Origin of the sequence: Actinomadura terrae, assembly GCF_022751215.1 — a bacterium.
Classification (GTDB): domain Bacteria; phylum Actinomycetota; class Actinomycetes; order Streptosporangiales; family Streptosporangiaceae; genus Spirillospora; species Spirillospora terrae.
Genome location: NZ_JAICDG010000004.1, coordinates 402,889 through 421,821 on the forward strand (window position 1 = coordinate 402,889; position 18,933 = coordinate 421,821).

The following is an 18,933-nucleotide window of genomic DNA, read 5'->3' on the forward strand; positions in this document are numbered from 1 at the left end:
AAATCATCGTTATGGGTCGCCCTGATCCGCGAAGCACCTGGTGACAGGCCGATTCACGAGGGGACGGGTGGTCGTGCCGATGACGCGGGCCATGCGACGTCGTCGATCGAGAGCCACGGCGCGGCGGCCACGGCGGTGGGCGTGAGACCGGTGAACGTCCTGGCCTCGCGGTGGAGGTGGGACTGGTCGACGTAGCCGCTCTCGGTCGCGGCGCTCGCGGGCGTGTGGCCCGCCGCGAGGAGGTGGGCGGCGTGGTCGAACCGCACCAGCCGGGCGGCGCGTTTGGGGGTGATGCCGAGCTGGGACCGGAAGCGGGACCAGAGGCGCTTGCGGCTCCAACCGACCTCGCCCGCCAGGTCGTCGACGCGCACGCGTCCCCGGCTGGTGGACGTCCGCCGCCAGGTGTGGGCGACTTCCGGATCGACCCGTGAGCGGGCGTCCAGCCGCCGTCCGAGGAGCTCGGCCGCGATCGCGAACCGTTCGTCCCACGACGCGGCGGCGCGCAGCCCGTCCTCGGCGCGGCGGGCGTCGCGGCCCCAGAGCTCTTCGAGGGGCGCCATCGTCCCACTGAGCTCGGTCGACGCGCCGAACACCGCGGCCGCGACGACGGGCTCCAGCCTGAGCTGGAGGTATTCGCCCTCCCCGCGCCCGGCCACCCGGAACTCGCCGGGGAGGAGCCCGACGACGATGCTGCCGCGCTCGCTCTGACCGCGGGCGTGGTAGGCGAGGCCGCCCCCCTCGCCCAGGTCGACGAGCACGGTGACGCAGGGGTGCGGGACCATGGCGATGTCCACGAGCCCCGGGGCGCGGGAACCGAACCCGGCCATGCTGACCCCCGGCAGCCGGTCCGCCGGGCGCGGGACCGCGATGTCCACCCGCGCCCAGTCGGGAGGTGTCCCGATCGGCGTCACGGGACCAGCTTATGCCGGGAGGATCACAGGGACGGTGTGTCGCGGCCCGCCGCCGCGAAGGCCAGCAGCAGTTCGCCGGTTTCCTCCGGCGCTTCGATGATGGGCAGGTGCCCGACGTCGGGCAGCGACTCGACCCGGACGTTCGGGACCGCCTCGTACTGCCGCGCCGACGCCGGGTCCCAGCGGGGGTCGGCCGCGCCGACGATCGCCAGCACCGGGACCTCCAGGTCGGCGAGGCGCTCGGGGACGCTCCGCTCGGTGATGTACGCGGTGTTCTCGCGCATCACCATCCGGAACGCACGGTAGGTGGTCCCCTGGACCTCGGCGACCAGGTCGTCGGGGACGTCCACGGGACGGGCGGCCGTCGCCATGATCCCTTTGCGGATCCACGCTTCCGGACGCCTCGACCAGATGAGCCGGCCGAACGGCGGGCCCAGCAGCACTCGTAGGATCAACGGCTGCGGTAGGAGCGCGTCGAGACTCGGGCCGGTACTGATCAGCGCGATCGACCCCACCAGGTCGGGACGCCGCTCGGCGAGCGCCGTGGCGACGTATCCGCCGCTGGAGTGCCCGGCCGCGAGGACGCGGCCGAGGCCGAGGTCGTCCAGCAGCGCCGCCACCCGGCCCGCCTGCCCGGGGACGTCGTAGGACCGCGCGGGCGGGGATTTGCCACAGCCCGGAAGGTCGACGCGGACGAGGTGGTGGTGGCGGGCGAGCGCCGGAACCATCGGCCCCCACGAAGCGCCCGAGGCCCCCGAGCCGTGGATGAGCAACAGCGGCGGCGCCTCCCGCGGGCCGTCGCGGACCACATGCATCCCATGCGCGTGCCCGACGTCATCTTCAGTCATACCGGGACTATGCAGGGGCCACCGGTCATCGGTCTTGGACAAATGTTCCCGGAGCCATGTGCTGTCGGGGCGTGTCGTCATCGGTGCTGGGGGCTGCCGGAGCGTAGGCCGGGAAGCAAGATCAAACCTTGTCCGTACTGGCGTCGGGTCTCCGTGCAAGGGATCTTGGGCTTTCGCAACGAGGAGGTCGGGGATGAGGAAGGCCGTGTCCATCGCCGGGATCGTCGCCGTGGCCGTGTACGGGCTGGGCGGGATCGCGCACGCTGCGGACGACAAGTACCAGAACTATGCCGAGCTCGCGCAGCACGAGAAGGAGGGCCAGGACTACCGGCGTACGCTCCGCGCGCCCGGCGAGCCGAAGGTCGCGCACATCGCGATCCACGGAGGTGCGATCGAGCCGGGCACCACCCAGCTCGCGGACCGTGCCGCCGCGTCCCACAGCGGTTACGCCTACTACTCGTTCGAGGGCATCAAGCCGTCCGGGAACGGGGACCTGCACATCACCTCGACGCGTTTCGACGAGCCGCGGGGACTCGCGCTGGCCCAGCGGGTCGACTACACCGTCTCCTGGCACGGCGCGGGCGGCAGCACGCCCCTGACCTACGTCGGCGGTCTGGACGCCGAACTGCGCGAACAGGTCGCCTGCCGGCTGGGCAAGGCCGGGTTCGCGATCGCACCGACGTCCCCCGACGACATCGACGGGAACAACCCGCGCAACATCGCCAACCGGAACCGCCGTCACAAGGGCGTCCAACTGGAACTGAGCACCGCCCAACGCAAGGCGTTCTTCACGGACGGCCGGCTCGACCGCGCCTGGATCGAAGACCCGGCCCACCGCACCGAGGCCTTCGAGAAATACATCAAGGCGGTCGACCAGGCCCTCTCCAACGGAGATTGTTGAGAAAGCGGCCTGTCGATGGGCCACTTAGGTTGTGGTCGCACTGGTGGCCCTGGCTATGGCCTATGGGGCTGATTGTTTTCGCTGTTGATGCTCCGGGACGAATGCCTGCCGTTGGGATGCTGTGCGGCTCGTTCGATGGCGGTCTGCACGGCCGCGACGCGGTCGGTGAGGAGGGTGAGGGCTCCGACGGCGCGGCCGACCGGGTCGTCGGTCGCGCCGCCGAGGGCCTGGGACCGCAGGTAGCCGGCCTTGACCTCGCTCCAGCGCGCCGCCTGCTCGGGAGTCGCGCGGCCGCGGAGTTCGGCGAGCTTCAGGAGGTTCGCCTCGGCGTCGCCGGTGAGGGTCTGGGCTTCGGCGGTGTAGTGGTCGTCGACGAGGGTGTCGAGTTCGTCGTCGTTCATCGCCGGGACGATCCGCTCGGCGAGCTTGTTCATGTTCCGGTACGACCCCTGGAACCGGAACGGGGGTTCGGTGCGGGACGCGTCGTTCTGGGCGGACGAGGCGATGTAGGCGTGGTTGACGGCGAGGACGACGTCGCGGGCGCGCAGGAGTTTGCGCAGCACGGAGAGGATCTGCTCCAGCTCCGTCCGGGAGTAGGGGTGGACGAGACGGTCGGGCCGTGCGGACGGGTCGCCCTCCGCCAGCCGGACGAGGAGCCGCAGGTCGCCGGGGTCACGGGCGGACAGCGGCGCGAGGACGGGGTTGGAGGTGAGGGCGTTCTCGATGTAGCTGAGCGCGAACAGGTCGTCGCGTCCGGACAGGACGTCGCCGAGGTTCCAGACGTCGGCGCGGTTGGCCAGCATGTCGGGTATCTGGAAGCGCGTACCCGACTCGGTGTAGGGGTTGCCGGCCATGCAGACCGCGAAGCGTTTGCCGCGCAGGTCGTAGGTGCGGGTGCGGTCGTTCCAGGTGCCCTCGATGCGGCGCTGCGCGTCGCAGAGGGGAATGAACTTTTGCAGCAGCTCGGATGAGACGTGCTGGATATCGTCGAGGTAGAGCAGCACGTTGGTGCCGAGCTCGAATGCGAGGTTGATCTTTTCGATCTCGCGGCGGGCAGTGGCGTCCGGCGCCTGGGCGGGGTCGAGTGAGGTGACGGAGCGGCCGAGGGCGGGGCCGCTGACCTTGACCATCAGCAGGCCGAGCCGTTCGGCGACGTACTCGATGAGCGTGGTCTTGCCGTAGCCGGGGGGCGAGAGGAGCAGCAGCATCCCCATCTGGTCAGTGCGCTTACCGGTTCCGCTGGCGCCGAGCTGTTTGGCCAGGTTGTCGCCGATGAGGGGCAGGTAGACCTCGTCGATGAGCCGGTTGCGCACGAAGGCGCTCATCACGGCGGGCCGGTGTTCGCCGAGGCGGAGCCTGCGCTGTTCGGCGGAGATCAGTTCGGTGCGGTGGCGCTGGTAGGCGCGGTAGGCCGGGACGTGTTCGCCGCGGAAACGGCGGACGCGCGCGAGCGTCTCGTCCAGGCGGAGGTCGAGGCTCCGGCCGGTAATCCTCGGGTGGGCGCCGAGCAGGCCGGTCGCGGTGGCGGTCAGGTCGGCGTGGGAGTCGTAGCGGACGGCGGTGCCGCACACCAGCATGGCGATCACCTCGGGGTGGTCGAGCCGGTCCGCGGCGCCGTAGGAGTCCAGCCACGCCTTGGCGAGGTGGTGGCGGGCGGGGAGCGCGGCGGTGTCGTCGCCGAGGGAGCCGAGGTCGTGGTCGAGTTCGTCCGACAGGGTTCCAAGTGCGGCGCGGAAGTCGCGGAGGAGGTCGCGGGCGCGGGCGCTGACGACGAAACCCGGTGGGGCCGCCGCGAGTTCCTCGAACAGGTACTCCCCCGCCATCGCGTCGGACGGCAGGTCCGTGGCCGCGCAGAACGCGGTGATCGCGGCGTTCAACTCGGCGCACAGGTCGTCCACCGCGTCGGGGCGGCCGAAGGCGGCGCGGGCCTGGGCCAGCGAGGCGGCCCGGACCGTCCAGGCCGCGCGGGCGGGCTCGTCGGTGCCGTGGTTCCAGAAGAGCAAGGCCGCGGCCCGCGCCGCGGCCGGGTACCGGAGCAGGGCGGCACCGGCGTGCAGGCGAAGGAGTTCGGTGAGGACGAGCGCGGCGTCGTGGTCGTGGACGCCCCGCTCGTAGCCCTCGTCGTACCGGGCCGACGCGATGTTCCGTACCAGGTCGGACAGGCCCGCCTCGGTGGCGGCGGCCTCGTGCAGCGCGGGCACGGACGGTTCGCCGGCACCGGTCCCGGCGTCCAGGAGGATCGAGGCGGCCAGGTACTCGGCCCGGTACACCTGCGGAGTCTCCGATATCAGGGGCTGGTCCCAGAACGGCCGGGTCCGCTGGAACGGCTCGTCCCGCACCTCCGCACGGTAGTCGGTGCCCGTCACGGCGAAGGCCATGGTCCCGGCGTGGGGCACGAGGGTGAGTTCGGCCGGACGGGTGTTGACGGCGAAGCGGTGGCGCCCGAGGCGGAGCGTCTCGCCGCCGTCGGCGTAGAGGTCGAGCCGGTCGCGGAGCGCGCGGCCCGCCTCCTGGCGGGCGGCCTTGACCCGGCCGTCCAGTTCTTCGGCGCGGACGTGGTCGCCGAGCGTGCGGAGTTCGGCGGCGACACCGTGCAGGCGGGCCACCGAGGGGTCGGTGGTGAAGTAGGTGTTGACCTCGTCCAGGGAGGTGAAGGCGGCGGCCCTGCGCTGGACGCCGGCGAGGATCCGCTCGGCCGACTCGGTCAGCCGGCCGGCGTGGCGGGCGCGTTCGTCCAGCAGCGCCTGCTTGCGGGCGGTGAACGCCTCGTAGACGTCGGTTCGCTTGGCCTCCAGTCGCCGGAGGAAGTCGTCGAAGTCGGCGAACCGGGCTTCCAGGCCTTCGACGCGCAGGAGCAGGCGTCCGAGTTGCTCGTCGCAGCGGTCGGGGGTGTCGGCCGTGGTGAGCGCGCCGGCAACGGCCTGGTCGAGCAGCGCGTGCTCGGCGGCGAACGCGGCGCGGCCCTCGGTGTCGAGCAGCTCGCGGCGGCGGGCGTCCAGCAGGGCGCGGGCGCGGTTGACGCCGGCCAGCACCTCGCCGATCCGTTCCAGGATCGCGGTGCGGACGGTCGCGTCGGCGATGTCGAGGCCGCCGACGACCTCGATGAGGATCTCCAGGCCCTCGGTCTGCGCGGCCAGCCGCTCGTGCACGGGCGCGGCCGCGGCGGCGGTCCCGATGCCTTCGGCCTCGGCCGCGAGCCGGTCGATCTCGGCGTGGTAGCCGGTGAAGGCGCCCTCGCCGCGCAGGAACGCGACCGCGCCCCGGCCGGTGTCGTCCTGGGCGCCGGCGAGGGCGGACGCCAGCTCGTCGATGCGGTCGTGGTCGGCATAGCGCAGCTCGCGCAACGTCTCCAGGTGGCCTCGGGCGCGGCGCAGCTCGGCGAGCCGGGCGACCCAGGCGTCGGCGGTGTCCGGCTCCTGCCCCCGGACGAGCCGGACCAGCGCCGTGACCGTGCCGGCGGCCTGCTCGACCGCCTCGCGCGCCTGCCCGGTGAGCGCCTGGACGTTGCCGTACTCGGCCAGGACCTGGTCGGCGGTCGCGCGGACCTGGGCGAGTGGGGTGAGGAGGTCCCCGAGCTCCCCATCGCCCAGCCAGTGGTAGAAGTCGGCGGCGCGGACGCAGGCGGCGATGAGCGCCTGGAACATCGGAGCGGACGGCGCCGTCTCCTCGGCCATCCGGGTCACCGCGAGGCAGTCGGAGATACCCCGGACCAGGTCGGCGTTGCCGACGCGCTCCAGCGGTCCGGTGCCGACCGGCTGCGCGGCGGCATGCGCGTCCGAGACGTACGGGGTCCGCCACACCTGCACGGGGTGGACGCGGGACGGCTCGTCGGAGAGCGCGCGCAGCACCACGAGCGTGCCATCGTCGAACAGCGAGTGGCCGTGGCAGGTGATCGGGGCGGCCACCCGCTCGCGGATCACGTTGTAGTGCAGCAGCAGCGACCGGCCGTCCGCGCGGGAATGGAACACGTACAGGACGTCCTCGCCGTTGGGCGAGTGGACGGCCCGCTCGTACTCCAACCCGGCGACCTCGGTGTCGAAGGTCTTGGCGGTCCCGGTGTCGAGGTAGTAGCCGCCGGGGAAGATGATGCCGCGGTCGTCCGGGAGCCGCCGGCACGCCTGCTCGATGCCGTCGAGCCGGACGACCTCCTTGGTGCGGGTGTTGAACACCAGATGCCGCCAGGCGCTCTCGTTGTACGGACGGATGCGCAGCAGGATCAGCGCACCGACCCGGGCATGGAGCACGTCGGCGTCGGCGAGGCTCTGCAACGGCTCGTCGACGGGCTCGGCGTGGATGCCGCTGTCCGTCTCGGTGTCGTCCTCGATCTTGACGATGAGGGTTCCGCCGGTGGTCCCGACGAACACCTCGCCCTCGATGGAGATGTGCGGGTGGCGGCCCTGGACGTGGTCCTCGCGGGTCGTCTCCGTCCAGTCGAAGTCGTGGGACGGCGGGAAGACGTGGTCGCGCTCCCCGCGGTTGTCCAGGTAGCGGACGGTGCCGTCGGCGCCCGCCGACCAGCGGAGCACGCGGACGTCCTCCAGCCGCGGGCCGGTCTGGAAGACCGCCAGGAGCCGGCCGTCCAGCCGCCGCAGCTGGAGCAGCCGGGCCTCCCGGTAGTACCGGTACATCTCGGCGAAGTCGCGCTCGAACCGCGGATCACGCAGAAGCCCGGGCGCCGCGCCGGGCCCTTCCGCCGTGAATACGAAGCCGTCCCCGTCTTCGTCGCGGGTGAGGCGGTGCAGCGCGAAGACGTCGTCGACGCCCGTCTCGGCGCTGAGCCCGGTGACCGAGTTGTAGCCGAACAGCAGGAGCCCGCCTGCCGACACGATGTCGCGGGGAACGCAGCTGTTCTCGGTGCGGATCCGCTCCGTCCCGAGCAGGCGCAGATCGGTGCCGCCGAAGACCTCCACGCGGCGGGCGTTCAGCGCCTCGGCACGCTCGGCCAACTCGGTCGCGTGACCCGCCAGGCGAGCGCGCAGCACCTCGTAGGTGCCGTGGTCAAGCCCGGTCCCGGCGTCCTCGGACGCCTTCGCCTCGGTCACATCCGCTTCCCCGGCGGCGAGCCCGCTCACAGATCCTCCTCCTGTCGTTCCACCCGACCGCACCGGCCCGCCGATGACCTCACCGGCCGTTCCGCACACCTGGACGGGGTCACCGGGCCCGGCCGGTCATTCGTGTGGTTCAGTGCTTGACCGCGTTGGCGGCCGGCGTGGGCATCTCGGCGAAGGACGCCTCGGCGAGCGGCACGTCCCCGAGCGGGACGTCGGCGACGCCCAGCTGCCGGGCCGTCTTCAGCAGTTCGCGCATCTTGCCGGTGTCCGGGCCGCCGGCCGTGATCTCCCGCATCAGCAGCGCCGACAGCGTCAGGTCCCGCACGCCCGCGCTGCCGAGCGAACCCAGCAGCCGCGTGACGTCGTCGGTGAAGCTCGCCGACCCGTCCAGCCACGGACCGGCGAGCGTCTGCGCCACCTCGGAGTTCCGCACGAACCCGTCCACGCCCTTGCCGAGCGCGATCGAGCCCATGAGGCGGTCGAAGAACACGCTCTCGCCGCCGACGATGCTGATGTCGGCCTGCTCCAGCCCGGTCGACAGCACCGCGGCCTGGGCCTCGGCGACCTGCCGCTGGACGTCGATGCCGGCCAGCCGGACCTCCTTCTCCGCCTGCAACCGCAGCCGGTACTCCTCGTGCCCGCGGCCCGCGTCGTCCAGCGCCGCCATCGCCGCCGCCTTCTCGGTGAGCCCCTCCGCCTCCGCCTTCGACCTCTCCCGGACGCCCGCCGCCTCGGCCAGCGCCTTCTCCCGGGTGACGGCGGCCTCGGCGCGTCCCACCTGCTCGATCGCCGCCGCGTCGCGCTCGCGCACCTGGACTTCGGCGAGCCCGGCCGCGGCGGCCTCCGCCTGCGCCCCCTCGGCCAGCCGCGTCTTGGCGTCGGCGTCCAGCTCCGCGGCCTGCCGGCGGGCCTCGGCGAGCGTCAGCTCCTCACGCGCCCGGTGGACGGCCGCGGCCTCGGCCGCCTCGGCCGCCTTGATGCCCTTGACCAGGTTCTCCTGCGCCTCGGCCTCGGCGCGGATGACCACGGCCTGGCGGGCCCGCTCGGCCTCCTCGACCGCGCGCAGCCGCTTGATGTTCTCCTCCTGCTCGGCGACGGTCCGCTCGACCGCGATCCGCTCCCGGATCACCTCGGCGATGTCCCGCTTCTGCCCCTCGACCTCCTTGTCCGCCGCGATCCGGGTCAGCTCGGTCTCCCGCTCGCGGGCGATGACCTCCAGCAACCGGTCCTTCTCGATCCGCTCGCCCTCGATCGCGATGACCCGCTCCCGGTTCTTCTCCGCGACCGCGATCTCGCGGGCCTTGTTCTCCTGCTGGACGCCGAGCTGCTCGTCGGTGCGCAGGTGCGCCGCCTGCGCGCGCAGCCGCTCCTCGGCCTGGACGCGCTGGGTCTCGGCCTCCTCGCGGGCCCGCACCGTCTCGATCTCCCGCTGCTGCCTGAGCTCGGCGTCCGCCTGCCGGCGCTCCAGCTCCAGGATCGCCTCCCGCGCCTCCACGTCCTGGCGGGCGATCTCCTTCTCCTCGTTGCGGGCGTGCTCGTTGGTGCGCACGTGCTGGATCGCGGTGAGCTCGGTGATCTTGCGGATGCCCTGGGCGTCCAGGATGTTGCTCTTGTCCAGCGACAGCAGCGACGTCTGCTCAAGGTGGTCGATCGCCGCGTCCTCCAGGCTGTAGCCGTTCAGGTCGGTGCCGATCACTTCGATGATGTGGTCGCGGAACTCGTTGCGGCGCGTGTAGAGGTCCTCGAAGTCCAGGTGCTTGCCGACGGTCTTGAGCGCCTCGGAGAACTTGGCGGCGAACAGTTCCTGCATCGTCGCCTGGTCGCTGGCGCGGGCGGTGCCGATCGCCTGGGCCACCTTCTTGACGTCCTCGACGGTCTTGTTGACCCGGACGAAGAACGTGATGCGGATATCGGCCCGGATGTTGTCCTTGCAGATCAGGCCGTCCCGGCCGGACCGTTCGATCTCGATGGTCTTCACCGAGATATCCATCATCTCGGCCTTGTGCAGTACCGGCAGCACCACCGCGCCGGTGAAGGTGACGTCCACCCGCTTGAGCTTGGAGACGATCATCGCCTTGCCCTGTTCGACCTTGCGGAACAGCCGGGTCACCATCAGCACCAGGCCGAGGGCGATGAGCAGGGCCACGGCGAGAAGCACGCCGAGCCCGATCGTGATGACGTTCATCGAAATCCCTGTCTACGGAGAGGAGGAGAGACGCGTGAGGATCAGGAGGGCGGACGGTCCGGAGCCATCGCCGCGTCGTACGGCATGACCCAGAAGAACTCGCCGGCCGCGTCGAAATCGAAGATCAGCGCCGTGCTGCCGAAGGTGAGGGCAGTCACCGGAAGGTCCGCTGCGGGCTGCCTGACCTGGACGGTGGCGATGGACCCGTCGGCCGCGGTGACCTCGGCCTGCCCGAAGTCCGGCCCGACCCGTCCCGTGCGGATGACGCACGCCAGGCCCACGAAGTCGCGCAGCGAGGTCTCCGCCCCGTCCTGGAAGACGCGGCGCAGCGGCAGCACGGCCAGCCGCGTCCCCAGCCAGGCACTCACCGACGCCACCACCAGCACGACGACCGAGAGCACGGCCGCCCCGCCGAGCAGCGCCGAGCCCGCCAGGCTGACGAACCACCCCAGCGAGACCAGCAAGGACACCGCCACCGTCGCCGGCACCCCACCGAGCCCGCCCGCCACCAGCAGACCGCCGAAGCCGCCGTCCTCGCCGCCGACACCGGCCCCTGTATCGGTGTCGGCGTCGAGGAGGTCGACCCCCAGGCCGCCGAGCAGCACCAGCGCCCAGTACCCGGCGACCACCATCAGAGAAAAGCTGAAAAGTACCGTCGGAAAACCGAGCACGGCGTCCATGAACTCGCCCATGTGAATGCACGCCTTCGCATCGAGGCCATGACTGATCAGACCGCCGCACCATGTGCGTGGCCAATCCAGAAAAGAAATGAAAAGCGCAGCTCAGCCGAGCGCGACGGCGCTCTGAGACTTAACTATCGGGGAAGGCGGTCGCCCGGAAGGCGACGAGAAGGCCGACTCGCATGGCCGTGACCTCGGTCATCGACATGGGGAGACGTAGCGCAGTGAAGTGGCTCCGGGGAGTCATCCGACCTCCTGATGGGAGACGTATCCTGTCTCGCCGACCAGGCTTCCCGGCACACCAGCGGCTACTTTAGCGCATTCTTGACACCCAGGAAAAGCCCCTTTTCCGCTTCCCACCCGCTAGCAAAAGCGCGCCCGAGGCCAGCCGGCCAGAACCCCGGAGCGGCCCCCAACGGATGCCCAAGGACGACCGGCGGCGGCGGTGTCCTCCGCCAGAGCAGCGCGCCCAGGCCACCGGCGAGGCCTGCGGCGCCAATGGCGCGAGGGCGCCCTGGTCCGCGGTTCCGTATCCGTACGCGGACGCTAACGATCCAGGGGGCCTGCGCGCTGCCTGTCGGGTAGCGGCTCTTCCTGATCGGCGAGGGCGGGGTCGAGGCCCATCTGGCGGTAGAGATCGTGGAGGTGCTGCTCGACGTCGATGCTGGCGTCGAGAGACTCGCGCCTGGCTGTGGATGCCTGCCGGAGGAGCAGGTCCACGTCCAGGTCCGGATCACGGTCCATCGCTCGCCTCCTTCCGGTTCCTGAGTTCCTGACCGAGGCGGCGCCGGGCATGGCGCAGCTGGGAGCGCACGGTCGCTGGCTTGTGGCCGGTCATCTCGGCGATCTCGCCAGGGGAGTAGCCGTCGATCGTCCAGGCCATGATCGCGCACTGCTCGGGCGCCAGCAGGCCGAGGAGTTCGAGTACGAAGCGGCCGTCGGCCTGCTGCGCGGCGACGTCGGGGGAGCCGGCGGTGCGGTGGTGGTCGACGTCCTTGAGGACGGCCTCGCGGATGCGCCGGCTCTTCTCGACCTCGCGCAGGAAGACCCTCTCGGCCACCTTGCGCGTGAAGGCGTGCGGGTACTCGATCTCGGGCCAGGCGCGCACCGCCGCCTGCATGGCCTCCTGCGCCACGTCCCGCGCCTCCTCTCGCTTGGCGCCCAGATTCATCACAAAGTTGATCAGCGGCGTGAAGTCGGTCCGGTAGTAGGAAGGAAAGCCCGTCAGGGACGACGGGTCGAGGCCCACCTTCTTCGGCATGCGCTAGCGCTCCATTCCATGGCTCGGGAGGGTGTTCCTAGAGCGCGCATCACGAAGCTTCCTTTCTAGGGGGAGGTGAGTGGGTGATGCGGCTGGCTGGTCAGGCCCCAGTACTGCCCAGACAGCCGCCCCCGTCCAAAGACCTCACTGATTAAGTACGCGCGGAGGGCTGAACGTGCAGCCCGTCCCCCAAGATTCTTTGAGGACGGGCTGCGGTGGTGTTCACCGGGGACGACGCAACGCGTAGACGATGACGAACACGGTCGCGACCACAGCAGCGAGCACGGTGACCAGCACGGATTGGGAGGTGGCATAGGCGGCGGGCACGCCGACCAGGGCGGCGTTCGCCACGATCACCAGCTTCGCCGGGTCGTCCCCCCGCTGCTCGCGCCGGTGCGGGTCCGGAGTGCCGTCCTGCGGAGGGGAACGGTGTGCACTCGGGTCGGTCTCGTCAAGCACGCCTGCCTCCTGATGCTGGATTCTCGCCGTCGTTGAAGAAGTGCTGACGCGCATCCAGGCGTGCAGCACCACCCGCAGCGTTGTGGCGGCCAAACAGCGGCACAGGGGTGGGGCTTGGAGGGGCGGATCGGCTCTGCTGCCGGGGGTTACTTGGGGGTGGGGTGGGGTGGGGTGGACGGGGCGGGCTTTCGATGCCGTAGGGGTCGGTGCCGTCGAGGTATTGGAGGTGGTGGACGGGGAAGTCCGACAGGTCCGCGAGGAGGGATCTGTCGCAGCCCCATTCGGGCTTCCGGGCTGTCGCCGTCCGGGGACGGGGCGCGCCAGGCGCGGTGGGGTGAGCCGTTGCGGGCGAGGAAGTCGGCTACTCGGGGGCTGCCCTGGTGGAATTCCTGGGCGGTGCTGCCGCCGTAGGCGCCGTGCTGGAAGCGGCCTGCCTGCTCGGACAGGCGCAGGCCCTCGCGCGAGTCGTCGGGGTGGGGTCAGACGAACGTGTGCGCCCGGGGCAGCTCGACGAGCCGTCCGTCCGGGGCCGTTCGGGTGAGTTCACGCGCCCACTTCTCGGTGAGGAGCCGGTCCTCGCGGCCCCGCAGGAGGAGGACGGGGACGGGGATTCCCGCCAGGACGTCCTCAAGGTGGTCATTGAGGGGTCGGCGCGCAGTCATTCCGGTCGGTGCGCATGGCTGAGATCGTCTGGCTTGGGCGGGGCGTTGAGCCGCCATCGGGCCAGCAGCCGGGGGATCGAGCGTCCGATCGGATCGATGGAGGGCTGGCCAGCGCCAACGCGACTGTCGCGTCTGGACGCTGGGCGGCGGCCTGCCGCTGTTGTGCCCGGCCACGATCACCGGGCCGAGATCGGCGGCGTCCAGCCATTCCGTCACGGAGTCGCCGTACTGCGGGATGTCGAGCTCGTGCGGTGGATCGCCGCTGGCGGCGAGGCCCGGCGGCGCGTGGCCAGTGCCCCACGCAGGCCAGCGCGGGGCACGAGGTAGTTCGACACCGCCGTTCCCTGGACCAGGGCGAACTCCGGGACACCCGCCACGGACTCGCCATTGGTCCGCGCCCGCATCCGGCCGTGCGGCAAGTCCCGGTAGGACACTTCGAACCGGTCGGGCGCCCTCGGATGATTGATGTCCGTGGCCGCCCATTACTTAAGCAGTCCAGGGAATGCTCGTGTTGGTTTACGCGGACGTCAGCCGGTCAGGCGGCGGCGCAGGAAGTCCTTGCCCTGCTCCGCGCCCTTGCGGCTTTCGGCCTGGGCGCGGCGGAACAGGTCGGCCAGTTCGTCGTCGCCGTCGCGTTCGGCGTCGGCGATGTAGGTCTCCAGCCGCAGGACGTTGCTCAAGCACTGCTCGACGAACCAGACCAGGTTGTAGTCCTTGTCCTTGGTACCGGTAACCCCGCCTGTTTCCTGCTCGTGTGCCGAGCCCATCGGTCTTCACCGCCTTCTGTCTCAGGTTTTGGCGGCCCTTACCCGTCCGGCCGTGTCTCATGCTCGTCTCCGCGGAGTGCCTGGTGGAGCGCGGTGCGGCAGCGGCGCTGGACGGAAGGCGCGCTGAGCGGGGTCAGGTCTGGCGGTGGCGTTTGGAGCCGGGGACGCCGTAGCCGGGCTTGGGCTGGGGCGAGCTCGGCTGCTGCTTGCCCTTGTGGATGTCTTCCAGCCGCTCCGTGTGGTGGTGCCGGTCGTGCTTGGGCTTGGTGTGCGGCTGCTTGGAGGCTCCCCTGGTCACGTGCTCGGCGCTCGGCGTGGAACCGGCGGCCCGTGCCTCCCTCGCCTTGGCGCGGCGCTGGACCTCGTTCCCCTCCATCTTCTTGCCCGGCATGGGTGTTCACCTCCGCCTAGTCGAATGCGGCCAAAACCAGCCCATACCCGCGAAGTCCCAGGTGAACCGGGTGGTTCGGTCGTTTGGACGGCGGCCGGCGCGGGCAGTCTCGGCAGGGCGGCGCCACGGCACGGAGCGAGGCGGGGGGAGATCATTGTGAGACTCGCTGACACGCGGCAGATCAAGGAAGTGCTCGGGGACCTGGCGTTTCCGGCGAGCAAGCAGGGGATCGTGCAGCATGCGCACGGGAGGGTGCCCGGGACGCGGGCCGAGCGGGCGCTGTCGTCGCTGCCGCTCGGCACCTACGGGAGCGTGGGCGAGGTCGTGCGCTCGCTCCCGATCGACCCGGACCCGGAGCGCAGCCCGTCCGAGCAGGACCATCAGCGCAGGCACCACAACAAGCCCGGCCTCGCCGAGCACATGCGGCACACGGAGCGGTCGCCCATCGAGGACGAGCTCCACCGCGGGGACGAGAGCCCCTGACCTGCCGCTGGGCTGGTCAGGCGTTCGCGGCCAGGCGGAAGCCGATGCCGACCGCGGCCAGGTCGGTGTCGTAGGCGGCGTGACGGCGGGCGCACCGGGCGAGGTCGCGGTCGTGGACGTAGGCTCCGCCCCGGGTGATGTGCGGGTCGGCCGCCCAGTGCTCGACCGGGGGAACCTCGGCGGGTGCGCCCGGGTAGGGGGCGTAGAGGGTCGACGTCCACTCGTCGACGTTTCCGGCCATGTCGAGCACGCCGAACGGGCTCGCGCCGCTGGGCAGGGATCCGACTGGGAGGGTCTGCCCGACGCCCATGTCCACCAGGTTCGCCAGGCCCGTGCGGTACTCGTCGCCCCAGGGGAACTCGCGTGTGTCATCTCCGCGCGAGGCCCGTTCCCATTCGTCCTCTGTGGGGAGTCGAATGTCCTCGCCCAGGCGTTCGGTTAGCCAGCGGCAGTAGGTGTTCGCGTCCGCCCAGCTCACGCCGGTAACGGGATGGTCCGGGCCTGGGGCGTCCGGTACGTGGCGTCCGGTGTCGGTGGCGAACGGCGTCCATTCGGCGACCGTGACCGTGGTCCGGGCGATCCGGAAGGCCGGGACGTGGATGGCGGCGCGCGGAGCCTCCTTCACGAACCACTCGATCGGAACCCCGGTGTCGGCGTAGGCCTCGGCGACCTTCGGCACGTCGCCGGTCGGGGTTCCCCGCTGCACCACACCGGCCGGAATGGGAACCCAGTCCACGGGCCCGATGCCCATGCTTCACCTCCGCTGACAGGCACCATCAGGGTTGATCATGATTGCATCGGCGGGCGGGAGCGTTTCGGGCGGGGGGTGGCACCATCCGGCGGTCGCGGCGGAACGTCATGCGCGCCGCAACACGTGCGGGCTGATGCGGCAGCCGCGCTTTATGCGGTTTCGGGCCAGGGGACGCGTTTCGCGAAGTGCAGCCATACGGTGAATGTCATGAGGACGGCCGCTATTCCGCCGAGCACCATGACGGTCGAGGGAGAGAAATTGTCCACGGTTATGCCTCCGACAAGTGCGCCTGTGGAGAGGGTCGCCTGGAAGGAGGCTGTGAAGAGTACGGAGGCCGCTTCGGGGGCGTGCGGCGCGGATTTGGCGAACCAGGTCTGGGAGCAGACCGGGATCGTTCCATAGCCGATTCCCCAGAGGACGAGCAAGGCCAGCGCTCCCGCGTCCCACCTGCCGAGGACGGGCAGCAGCAGCGTCGCGCAGGCGATCATCCCGGCGGCGATCCCGAACGTGGCGCGCGGGAAGCGTCCCACGAGCGAGCCGCCCACGAAGTTGCCGGCGATGCCGGCCGCCCCGTACGTCAGCAGGAACACCGTGATCATGCTGGAACTCACGTGCGTGACCTGCTCCAAGAAAGGGGTGACGTAGGTGTAAGCCCCGAAGTGCGCCATCACGATCAGGAACGTCAGGAGGAGCCCGACCCTGGTGTTGGTGCCGCGGAACATGCCGCGCAGGACGTTCAGGCGGGTGGCCCGCTCGGCCGGCAGACTCGGGACGAACGCCAGCGTGGCTGCGAGGACGGCCGAGGTCAGCACGCCCATGACCACGAAGCTCACACGCCATCCGGCGAGGTCGCCGACGAGGGTGCCGGCGGGCACGCCGAGCACCGAGCCGAGCGGGACGGAGGAGAAGATCACCGCGGTCGCCCGGGTGACCGACCCGGGCGGCACGAGCCGGTCGGCGAGTCCGGCCGCGATCGACCAGAAGCCGCCGATGGTGATGCCGACCAGCACGCGGGAGAGCAGCATCACCCAGAAGGCGGGCGCGGCGGCGGCGAGGAGGTTCGCGGCGGCGAGCAGGGCCATGAAGGCGCACAGCATCACCCGCCGGTCGAGCCGCGCGGTCGCGACCGTGAGCGTGGGCGCGGACACGGCGGCGAGATATCCCGGCGTGGTCATCATCAGACCGGCCGTTCCGTCCGAGATCGTGAAACTGGATCCGATCGAAGTCAGCAGGCCGATCGGGAGGATCTCGGTGGTGACGATCGAGAATATCCCCATCATGACCGTGACGACGGCCAGCCAGCCCAGCAATGGCGATCGTTCCGTTACGGGAGGGCCGTCGACGGTCGTGGTCGCTGCGGACATGGCATCCATTTCTGTGGTTTCTCGTCAATGGCCGTACGCATCAGTACAGCAGTCGCCAAAGAGGGGTGTCTGGCAGGTTCGCGACACCAACGTCCAGCGGTTCATGGGGTGATTGGTATTTGTGGCGTGGGGCCGATGGATGGGGGAAGCCCGGTGCCCGCGCGGTCGTAAGGGCGATGCGGTCGTCGCGGCCGTGGCGTTCGTCCTGGATCTCGCCGAGCTGCTGGTTCGCGCGGTCGACGATGCCCCCGCGTCCCGGATCGTCGTGGTCGCGGCGGGAGCGTGACGGCCGGGGCGCTGATGGTGCGGCGGCGGCATCCCGTGGTCACGCTCGCCGTCGACGTGCCGAGGGGCATGCTCGCCGGGTCGTGGAGCGACTCGATCAGCACCGTGTCCCTTGTCGCCCTCTACAGCGCCGGCCGGTACCTGCCCGGCGGCCGGGGGCGCCGCCGTCGCGCCGCTGGCGGTCCCGGTCGCCGTCCGGACGGGTGCCGACCGGCTGGCGGACGAGCTGCTCACGAACGGCCTGGTCGTGGTCGTGAGGAAGACCGGCCTCTGACCGCGTAAGGAGGGAGGTCGGCAGCTGGAGATCATGTCTCCTGAAACGCTCGTCCGCAAGCCGGACATTCTCCGACCGTCGGGCACGCGGCGTCCCCTCCGGGGCGCCCGCCGAGAGGAGATGGCTTGGGACACGAACGCTCGGCCCGGTTCGAGGAGCTGTACGAGGCTCATCTCGGGCACGTCACCGGCTACGTGCGGCGGCGGACGGGCGACGCCGACGACGCCGCCGACGTGATCGCCGAGACCTTCCTGGTCGCCTGGCGCCGCCTCGACGACGTCCCGCCGGGGGACGAGGCGCGCTTCTATCTCTACGGCGTCGCCCGCCGGACGCTGGCGAACCTGCACCGGGGCCAGCGAAGGCGCCGGGACCTGACCACGAGGATCGGGCAGCAGCTCGCCGCCGACCTCGCGTCGGCACCGGCTCCGGAACCGGACCGTCCCGAGATCGGCGCGGCCTTCCGCGCGCTGCCGGACGGCGACCGGGAACTGCTCGGCCTCGCGTCCTGGGAGGGGCTCGACAACGGACAGATCGCCACCGTGCTCGGGGTGAGCCGCAACGCGGTGCGGGTCCGGCTGCACCGGGCCCGCCGCCGGTTCACCCGCGAGCTGGAACGCCGGGGGATCTCCCGAGAGGTCGCCCGCGCGCCCGCCGCGCGGTCCGACCGTCTCGCACCGGACACCCGCGTACCGTCCAGAAAGGCAGAGTCCGCATGACCCACGACCTCAACTCCCTGATCCGTCACGCGGCTCCGCTCTCGGACGCCGAGGCCCTGCGCCCGGTGCGCGAGGAGACCCGGCGGGAGCTGCTCGACCGGATCACCCTCGCGGCCACCGGCGAGGCGGCCCCGGCGCCGGGGCCGCGCCGCCGCCACCGCCGCTGGACGATCGGACTGCCCGTCGCCCTGGGGGCCGCCTGCGCCGTCGCCGTGACGGCCCTGGTCGTGCAGCCCACCGAGCATGCGCCGAAGCGTCCCGCGTCGTCCCAGAGCGGCAGGGCCGGCGGGTTCGACCCGCAGCCGGTCGCGGCGCTGAGCTTCACCAAGCGGAAGGGCTACATCGAGGTCCGGATCAAGGACCCGCTCGCCGATCCGCAGCGCTATGCGAAGGAGTTCGCGGCCCACGGCATGCACGTCAATCTGACGCTGGTGCCCGCCTCGCCGAGCCTGGTCGGCTCGATCGTCATGCAGGGCGACGACGGCGAGGGCACGGACACGCGCAAGATCCTGCCGATCGAGGAGGGACGCTGCGTGTCCGGTGGCGGCGGCGACGGGAAGTGCCTGCGCGGGCTGCGCATCCCGATCGGCTACCGCGACAACGCGGATGTCTCGTTCGGCCGCGAGGCCCGTCCCGGCGAGCAGTACAGCAGCACGGCCAGCGCGTTCGCGCCCGGCGAGGCCCTGCACTGCTTCGACGTCAGGGGGCTCACGGTCGAGCAGGCGGACCAGCGGCTCAAGCAGCGCAAGGTGACCGCGACGATGTTCCGCTGGGAGGCGAACGGCTACGGCTACAGCGAGCCGCGCGCCAAGCTCCCCGGCAACTGGTACGTCACCAACGCCGACCCGTGGGCCCCGGGACAGGTCGTGCTGTCGATCCAGAAGGACCGGCCGGACATCGGGAAAAGTTCCTACAACAAGGCCCTCTTCAAGGGCTGCTGACGC

General features: G+C 71.1%; 19 protein-coding genes. 6 read left to right on the forward strand and 13 right to left on the reverse strand.

The window, feature by feature from the left end; genetic code table 11:
* Nucleotides 1–53 precede the first annotated feature (53 nt).
* Together K2F47_RS26425 and K2F47_RS26430 are read right to left on the reverse strand one after the other, a co-directional pair.
* Entirely contained in the window at nucleotides 54–911 is an 858-nt protein-coding gene (locus K2F47_RS26425; RefSeq protein ID WP_242908033.1) for a helix-turn-helix domain-containing protein, read from the reverse strand.
* A gap of 23 nt (nucleotides 912–934) precedes the next feature.
* The gene (locus K2F47_RS26430; RefSeq protein WP_242908035.1) at nucleotides 935–1,759 is read right to left on the reverse strand and encodes an alpha/beta fold hydrolase; all 825 of its coding nucleotides are present in this window, start codon (nucleotides 1,757–1,759) and stop codon (nucleotides 935–937) included.
* Nucleotides 1,760–1,952: 193 nt separating this feature from the next.
* Between K2F47_RS26430 and K2F47_RS26435 the strand changes: the two genes are divergently transcribed.
* Nucleotides 1,953–2,660, forward strand: coding sequence for a poly-gamma-glutamate hydrolase family protein (locus K2F47_RS26435; RefSeq protein ID WP_242908037.1), 708 nt, complete (start codon nucleotides 1,953–1,955; stop codon nucleotides 2,658–2,660).
* A gap of 53 nt (nucleotides 2,661–2,713) precedes the next feature.
* On the opposite strand, the gene K2F47_RS26440 is transcribed toward K2F47_RS26435, so the two are convergent.
* From K2F47_RS26440 to K2F47_RS26480, 9 genes are all read right to left on the reverse strand, one after another.
* The gene (locus tag K2F47_RS26440; RefSeq protein ID WP_242908799.1) at nucleotides 2,714–7,702 is read right to left on the reverse strand and encodes a DNA repair ATPase; all 4,989 of its coding nucleotides are present in this window, start codon (nucleotides 7,700–7,702) and stop codon (nucleotides 2,714–2,716) included.
* 139 nt (nucleotides 7,703–7,841) lie between these two features.
* Complete coding sequence (locus tag K2F47_RS26445) at nucleotides 7,842–9,896, reverse strand: SPFH domain-containing protein (protein ID WP_242908039.1); 2,055 nt, start codon at nucleotides 9,894–9,896, stop codon at nucleotides 7,842–7,844.
* A 41-nt stretch (nucleotides 9,897–9,937) separates the two neighbouring features.
* A complete protein-coding gene (locus K2F47_RS26450) occupies nucleotides 9,938–10,588 on the reverse strand; it encodes a hypothetical protein (RefSeq protein WP_242908040.1) in 651 nt (216 codons plus the stop codon).
* A 534-nt stretch (nucleotides 10,589–11,122) separates the two neighbouring features.
* Nucleotides 11,123–11,320: a hypothetical protein gene (locus tag K2F47_RS26455; protein ID WP_242908042.1), complete on the reverse strand. Its 198-nt coding sequence runs from the start codon at nucleotides 11,318–11,320 to the stop codon at nucleotides 11,123–11,125.
* Nucleotides 11,310–11,837, reverse strand: a complete 528-nt coding sequence (locus K2F47_RS26460; protein ID WP_242908044.1) for an RNA polymerase sigma factor — start codon at nucleotides 11,835–11,837, stop codon at nucleotides 11,310–11,312. Before K2F47_RS26460 ends, K2F47_RS26455 begins: the two co-directional genes overlap by 11 nt.
* Before the next feature lie 222 nt (nucleotides 11,838–12,059).
* A complete protein-coding gene (locus K2F47_RS26465) occupies nucleotides 12,060–12,296 on the reverse strand; it encodes a hypothetical protein (RefSeq protein WP_242908045.1) in 237 nt (78 codons plus the stop codon).
* 479 nt (nucleotides 12,297–12,775) lie between these two features.
* Nucleotides 12,776–12,958 carry an alpha/beta fold hydrolase gene (locus tag K2F47_RS26470; RefSeq protein WP_242908047.1) on the reverse strand — a complete coding sequence of 61 codons (183 nt, stop codon included), beginning with the start codon at nucleotides 12,956–12,958 and terminating at the stop codon, nucleotides 12,776–12,778.
* A 527-nt stretch (nucleotides 12,959–13,485) separates the two neighbouring features.
* Nucleotides 13,486–13,725: a hypothetical protein gene (locus K2F47_RS26475; RefSeq protein ID WP_242908049.1), complete on the reverse strand. Its 240-nt coding sequence runs from the start codon at nucleotides 13,723–13,725 to the stop codon at nucleotides 13,486–13,488.
* A 133-nt stretch (nucleotides 13,726–13,858) separates the two neighbouring features.
* Nucleotides 13,859–14,116, reverse strand: a complete 258-nt coding sequence (locus K2F47_RS26480) for a hypothetical protein (protein ID WP_242908051.1) — start codon at nucleotides 14,114–14,116, stop codon at nucleotides 13,859–13,861.
* A 156-nt stretch (nucleotides 14,117–14,272) separates the two neighbouring features.
* Between K2F47_RS26480 and K2F47_RS26485 the strand changes: the two genes are divergently transcribed.
* Nucleotides 14,273–14,599 carry a DUF2795 domain-containing protein gene (locus K2F47_RS26485; protein ID WP_242908053.1) on the forward strand — a complete coding sequence of 109 codons (327 nt, stop codon included), beginning with the start codon at nucleotides 14,273–14,275 and terminating at the stop codon, nucleotides 14,597–14,599.
* Nucleotides 14,600–14,615: 16 nt separating this feature from the next.
* On the opposite strand, the gene K2F47_RS26490 is transcribed toward K2F47_RS26485, so the two are convergent.
* The gene (locus K2F47_RS26490; protein WP_242908054.1) at nucleotides 14,616–15,350 is read right to left on the reverse strand and encodes a formylglycine-generating enzyme family protein; all 735 of its coding nucleotides are present in this window, start codon (nucleotides 15,348–15,350) and stop codon (nucleotides 14,616–14,618) included.
* Between the two features lie 149 nt (nucleotides 15,351–15,499).
* Nucleotides 15,500–16,714, reverse strand: a complete 1,215-nt coding sequence (locus tag K2F47_RS26495) for an MFS transporter (RefSeq protein WP_242908055.1) — start codon at nucleotides 16,712–16,714, stop codon at nucleotides 15,500–15,502.
* Between the two features lie 139 nt (nucleotides 16,715–16,853).
* On the opposite strand from K2F47_RS26495, the gene K2F47_RS26500 reads away from it, so the two are divergent.
* The 4 genes from K2F47_RS26500 to K2F47_RS26515 all read left to right on the forward strand — a co-directional run bounded on the left by K2F47_RS26500 (nucleotide 16,854) and on the right by K2F47_RS26515 (nucleotide 18,930).
* Entirely contained in the window at nucleotides 16,854–17,000 is a 147-nt protein-coding gene (locus K2F47_RS26500) for a hypothetical protein (protein ID WP_242908056.1), read from the forward strand.
* 111 nt (nucleotides 17,001–17,111) lie between these two features.
* On the forward strand, nucleotides 17,112–17,273 hold the full coding sequence (locus K2F47_RS26505; RefSeq protein WP_242908057.1) for a hypothetical protein: 162 nt from the start codon (nucleotides 17,112–17,114) through the stop codon (nucleotides 17,271–17,273).
* 125 nt (nucleotides 17,274–17,398) lie between these two features.
* Nucleotides 17,399–17,989: an RNA polymerase sigma factor gene (locus K2F47_RS26510; protein WP_242908059.1), complete on the forward strand. Its 591-nt coding sequence runs from the start codon at nucleotides 17,399–17,401 to the stop codon at nucleotides 17,987–17,989.
* Entirely contained in the window at nucleotides 17,986–18,930 is a 945-nt protein-coding gene (locus K2F47_RS26515; RefSeq protein WP_242908061.1) for a hypothetical protein, read from the forward strand. Before K2F47_RS26510 ends, K2F47_RS26515 begins: the two co-directional genes overlap by 4 nt.
* Nucleotides 18,931–18,933 lie beyond the last annotated feature (3 nt).

What these genes read in the sequence shown, in the direction of transcription:
- K2F47_RS26455 (WP_242908042.1), bottom strand. Translation starts at nt 11,320, where the DNA reads ATGGACCGTGATCCGGACCTGGACGTGGACCTGCTCCTCCGGCAGGCA.
- K2F47_RS26450 (WP_242908040.1), bottom strand. Translation starts at nt 10,588, where the DNA reads ATGGGCGAGTTCATGGACGCCGTGCTCGGTTTTCCGACGGTACTTTTC.
- K2F47_RS26480 (WP_242908051.1), bottom strand. Translation starts at nt 14,116, where the DNA reads ATGCCGGGCAAGAAGATGGAGGGGAACGAGGTCCAGCGCCGCGCCAAG.
- K2F47_RS26430 (WP_242908035.1), bottom strand. Translation starts at nt 1,759, where the DNA reads ATGACTGAAGATGACGTCGGGCACGCGCATGGGATGCATGTGGTCCGC.
- K2F47_RS26445 (WP_242908039.1), bottom strand. Translation starts at nt 9,896, where the DNA reads ATGAACGTCATCACGATCGGGCTCGGCGTGCTTCTCGCCGTGGCCCTG.
- K2F47_RS26515 (WP_242908061.1), top strand. Translation starts at nt 17,986, where the DNA reads ATGACCCACGACCTCAACTCCCTGATCCGTCACGCGGCTCCGCTCTCG.
- K2F47_RS26475 (WP_242908049.1), bottom strand. Translation starts at nt 13,725, where the DNA reads ATGGGCTCGGCACACGAGCAGGAAACAGGCGGGGTTACCGGTACCAAG.
- K2F47_RS26500 (WP_242908056.1), top strand. Translation starts at nt 16,854, where the DNA reads ATGGGGGAAGCCCGGTGCCCGCGCGGTCGTAAGGGCGATGCGGTCGTC.
- K2F47_RS26460 (WP_242908044.1), bottom strand. Translation starts at nt 11,837, where the DNA reads ATGCCGAAGAAGGTGGGCCTCGACCCGTCGTCCCTGACGGGCTTTCCT.
- K2F47_RS26470 (WP_242908047.1), bottom strand. Translation starts at nt 12,958, where the DNA reads ATGACTGCGCGCCGACCCCTCAATGACCACCTTGAGGACGTCCTGGCG.
- K2F47_RS26495 (WP_242908055.1), bottom strand. Translation starts at nt 16,714, where the DNA reads ATGTCCGCAGCGACCACGACCGTCGACGGCCCTCCCGTAACGGAACGA.
- K2F47_RS26435 (WP_242908037.1), top strand. Translation starts at nt 1,953, where the DNA reads ATGAGGAAGGCCGTGTCCATCGCCGGGATCGTCGCCGTGGCCGTGTAC.
- K2F47_RS26490 (WP_242908054.1), bottom strand. Translation starts at nt 15,350, where the DNA reads ATGGGCATCGGGCCCGTGGACTGGGTTCCCATTCCGGCCGGTGTGGTG.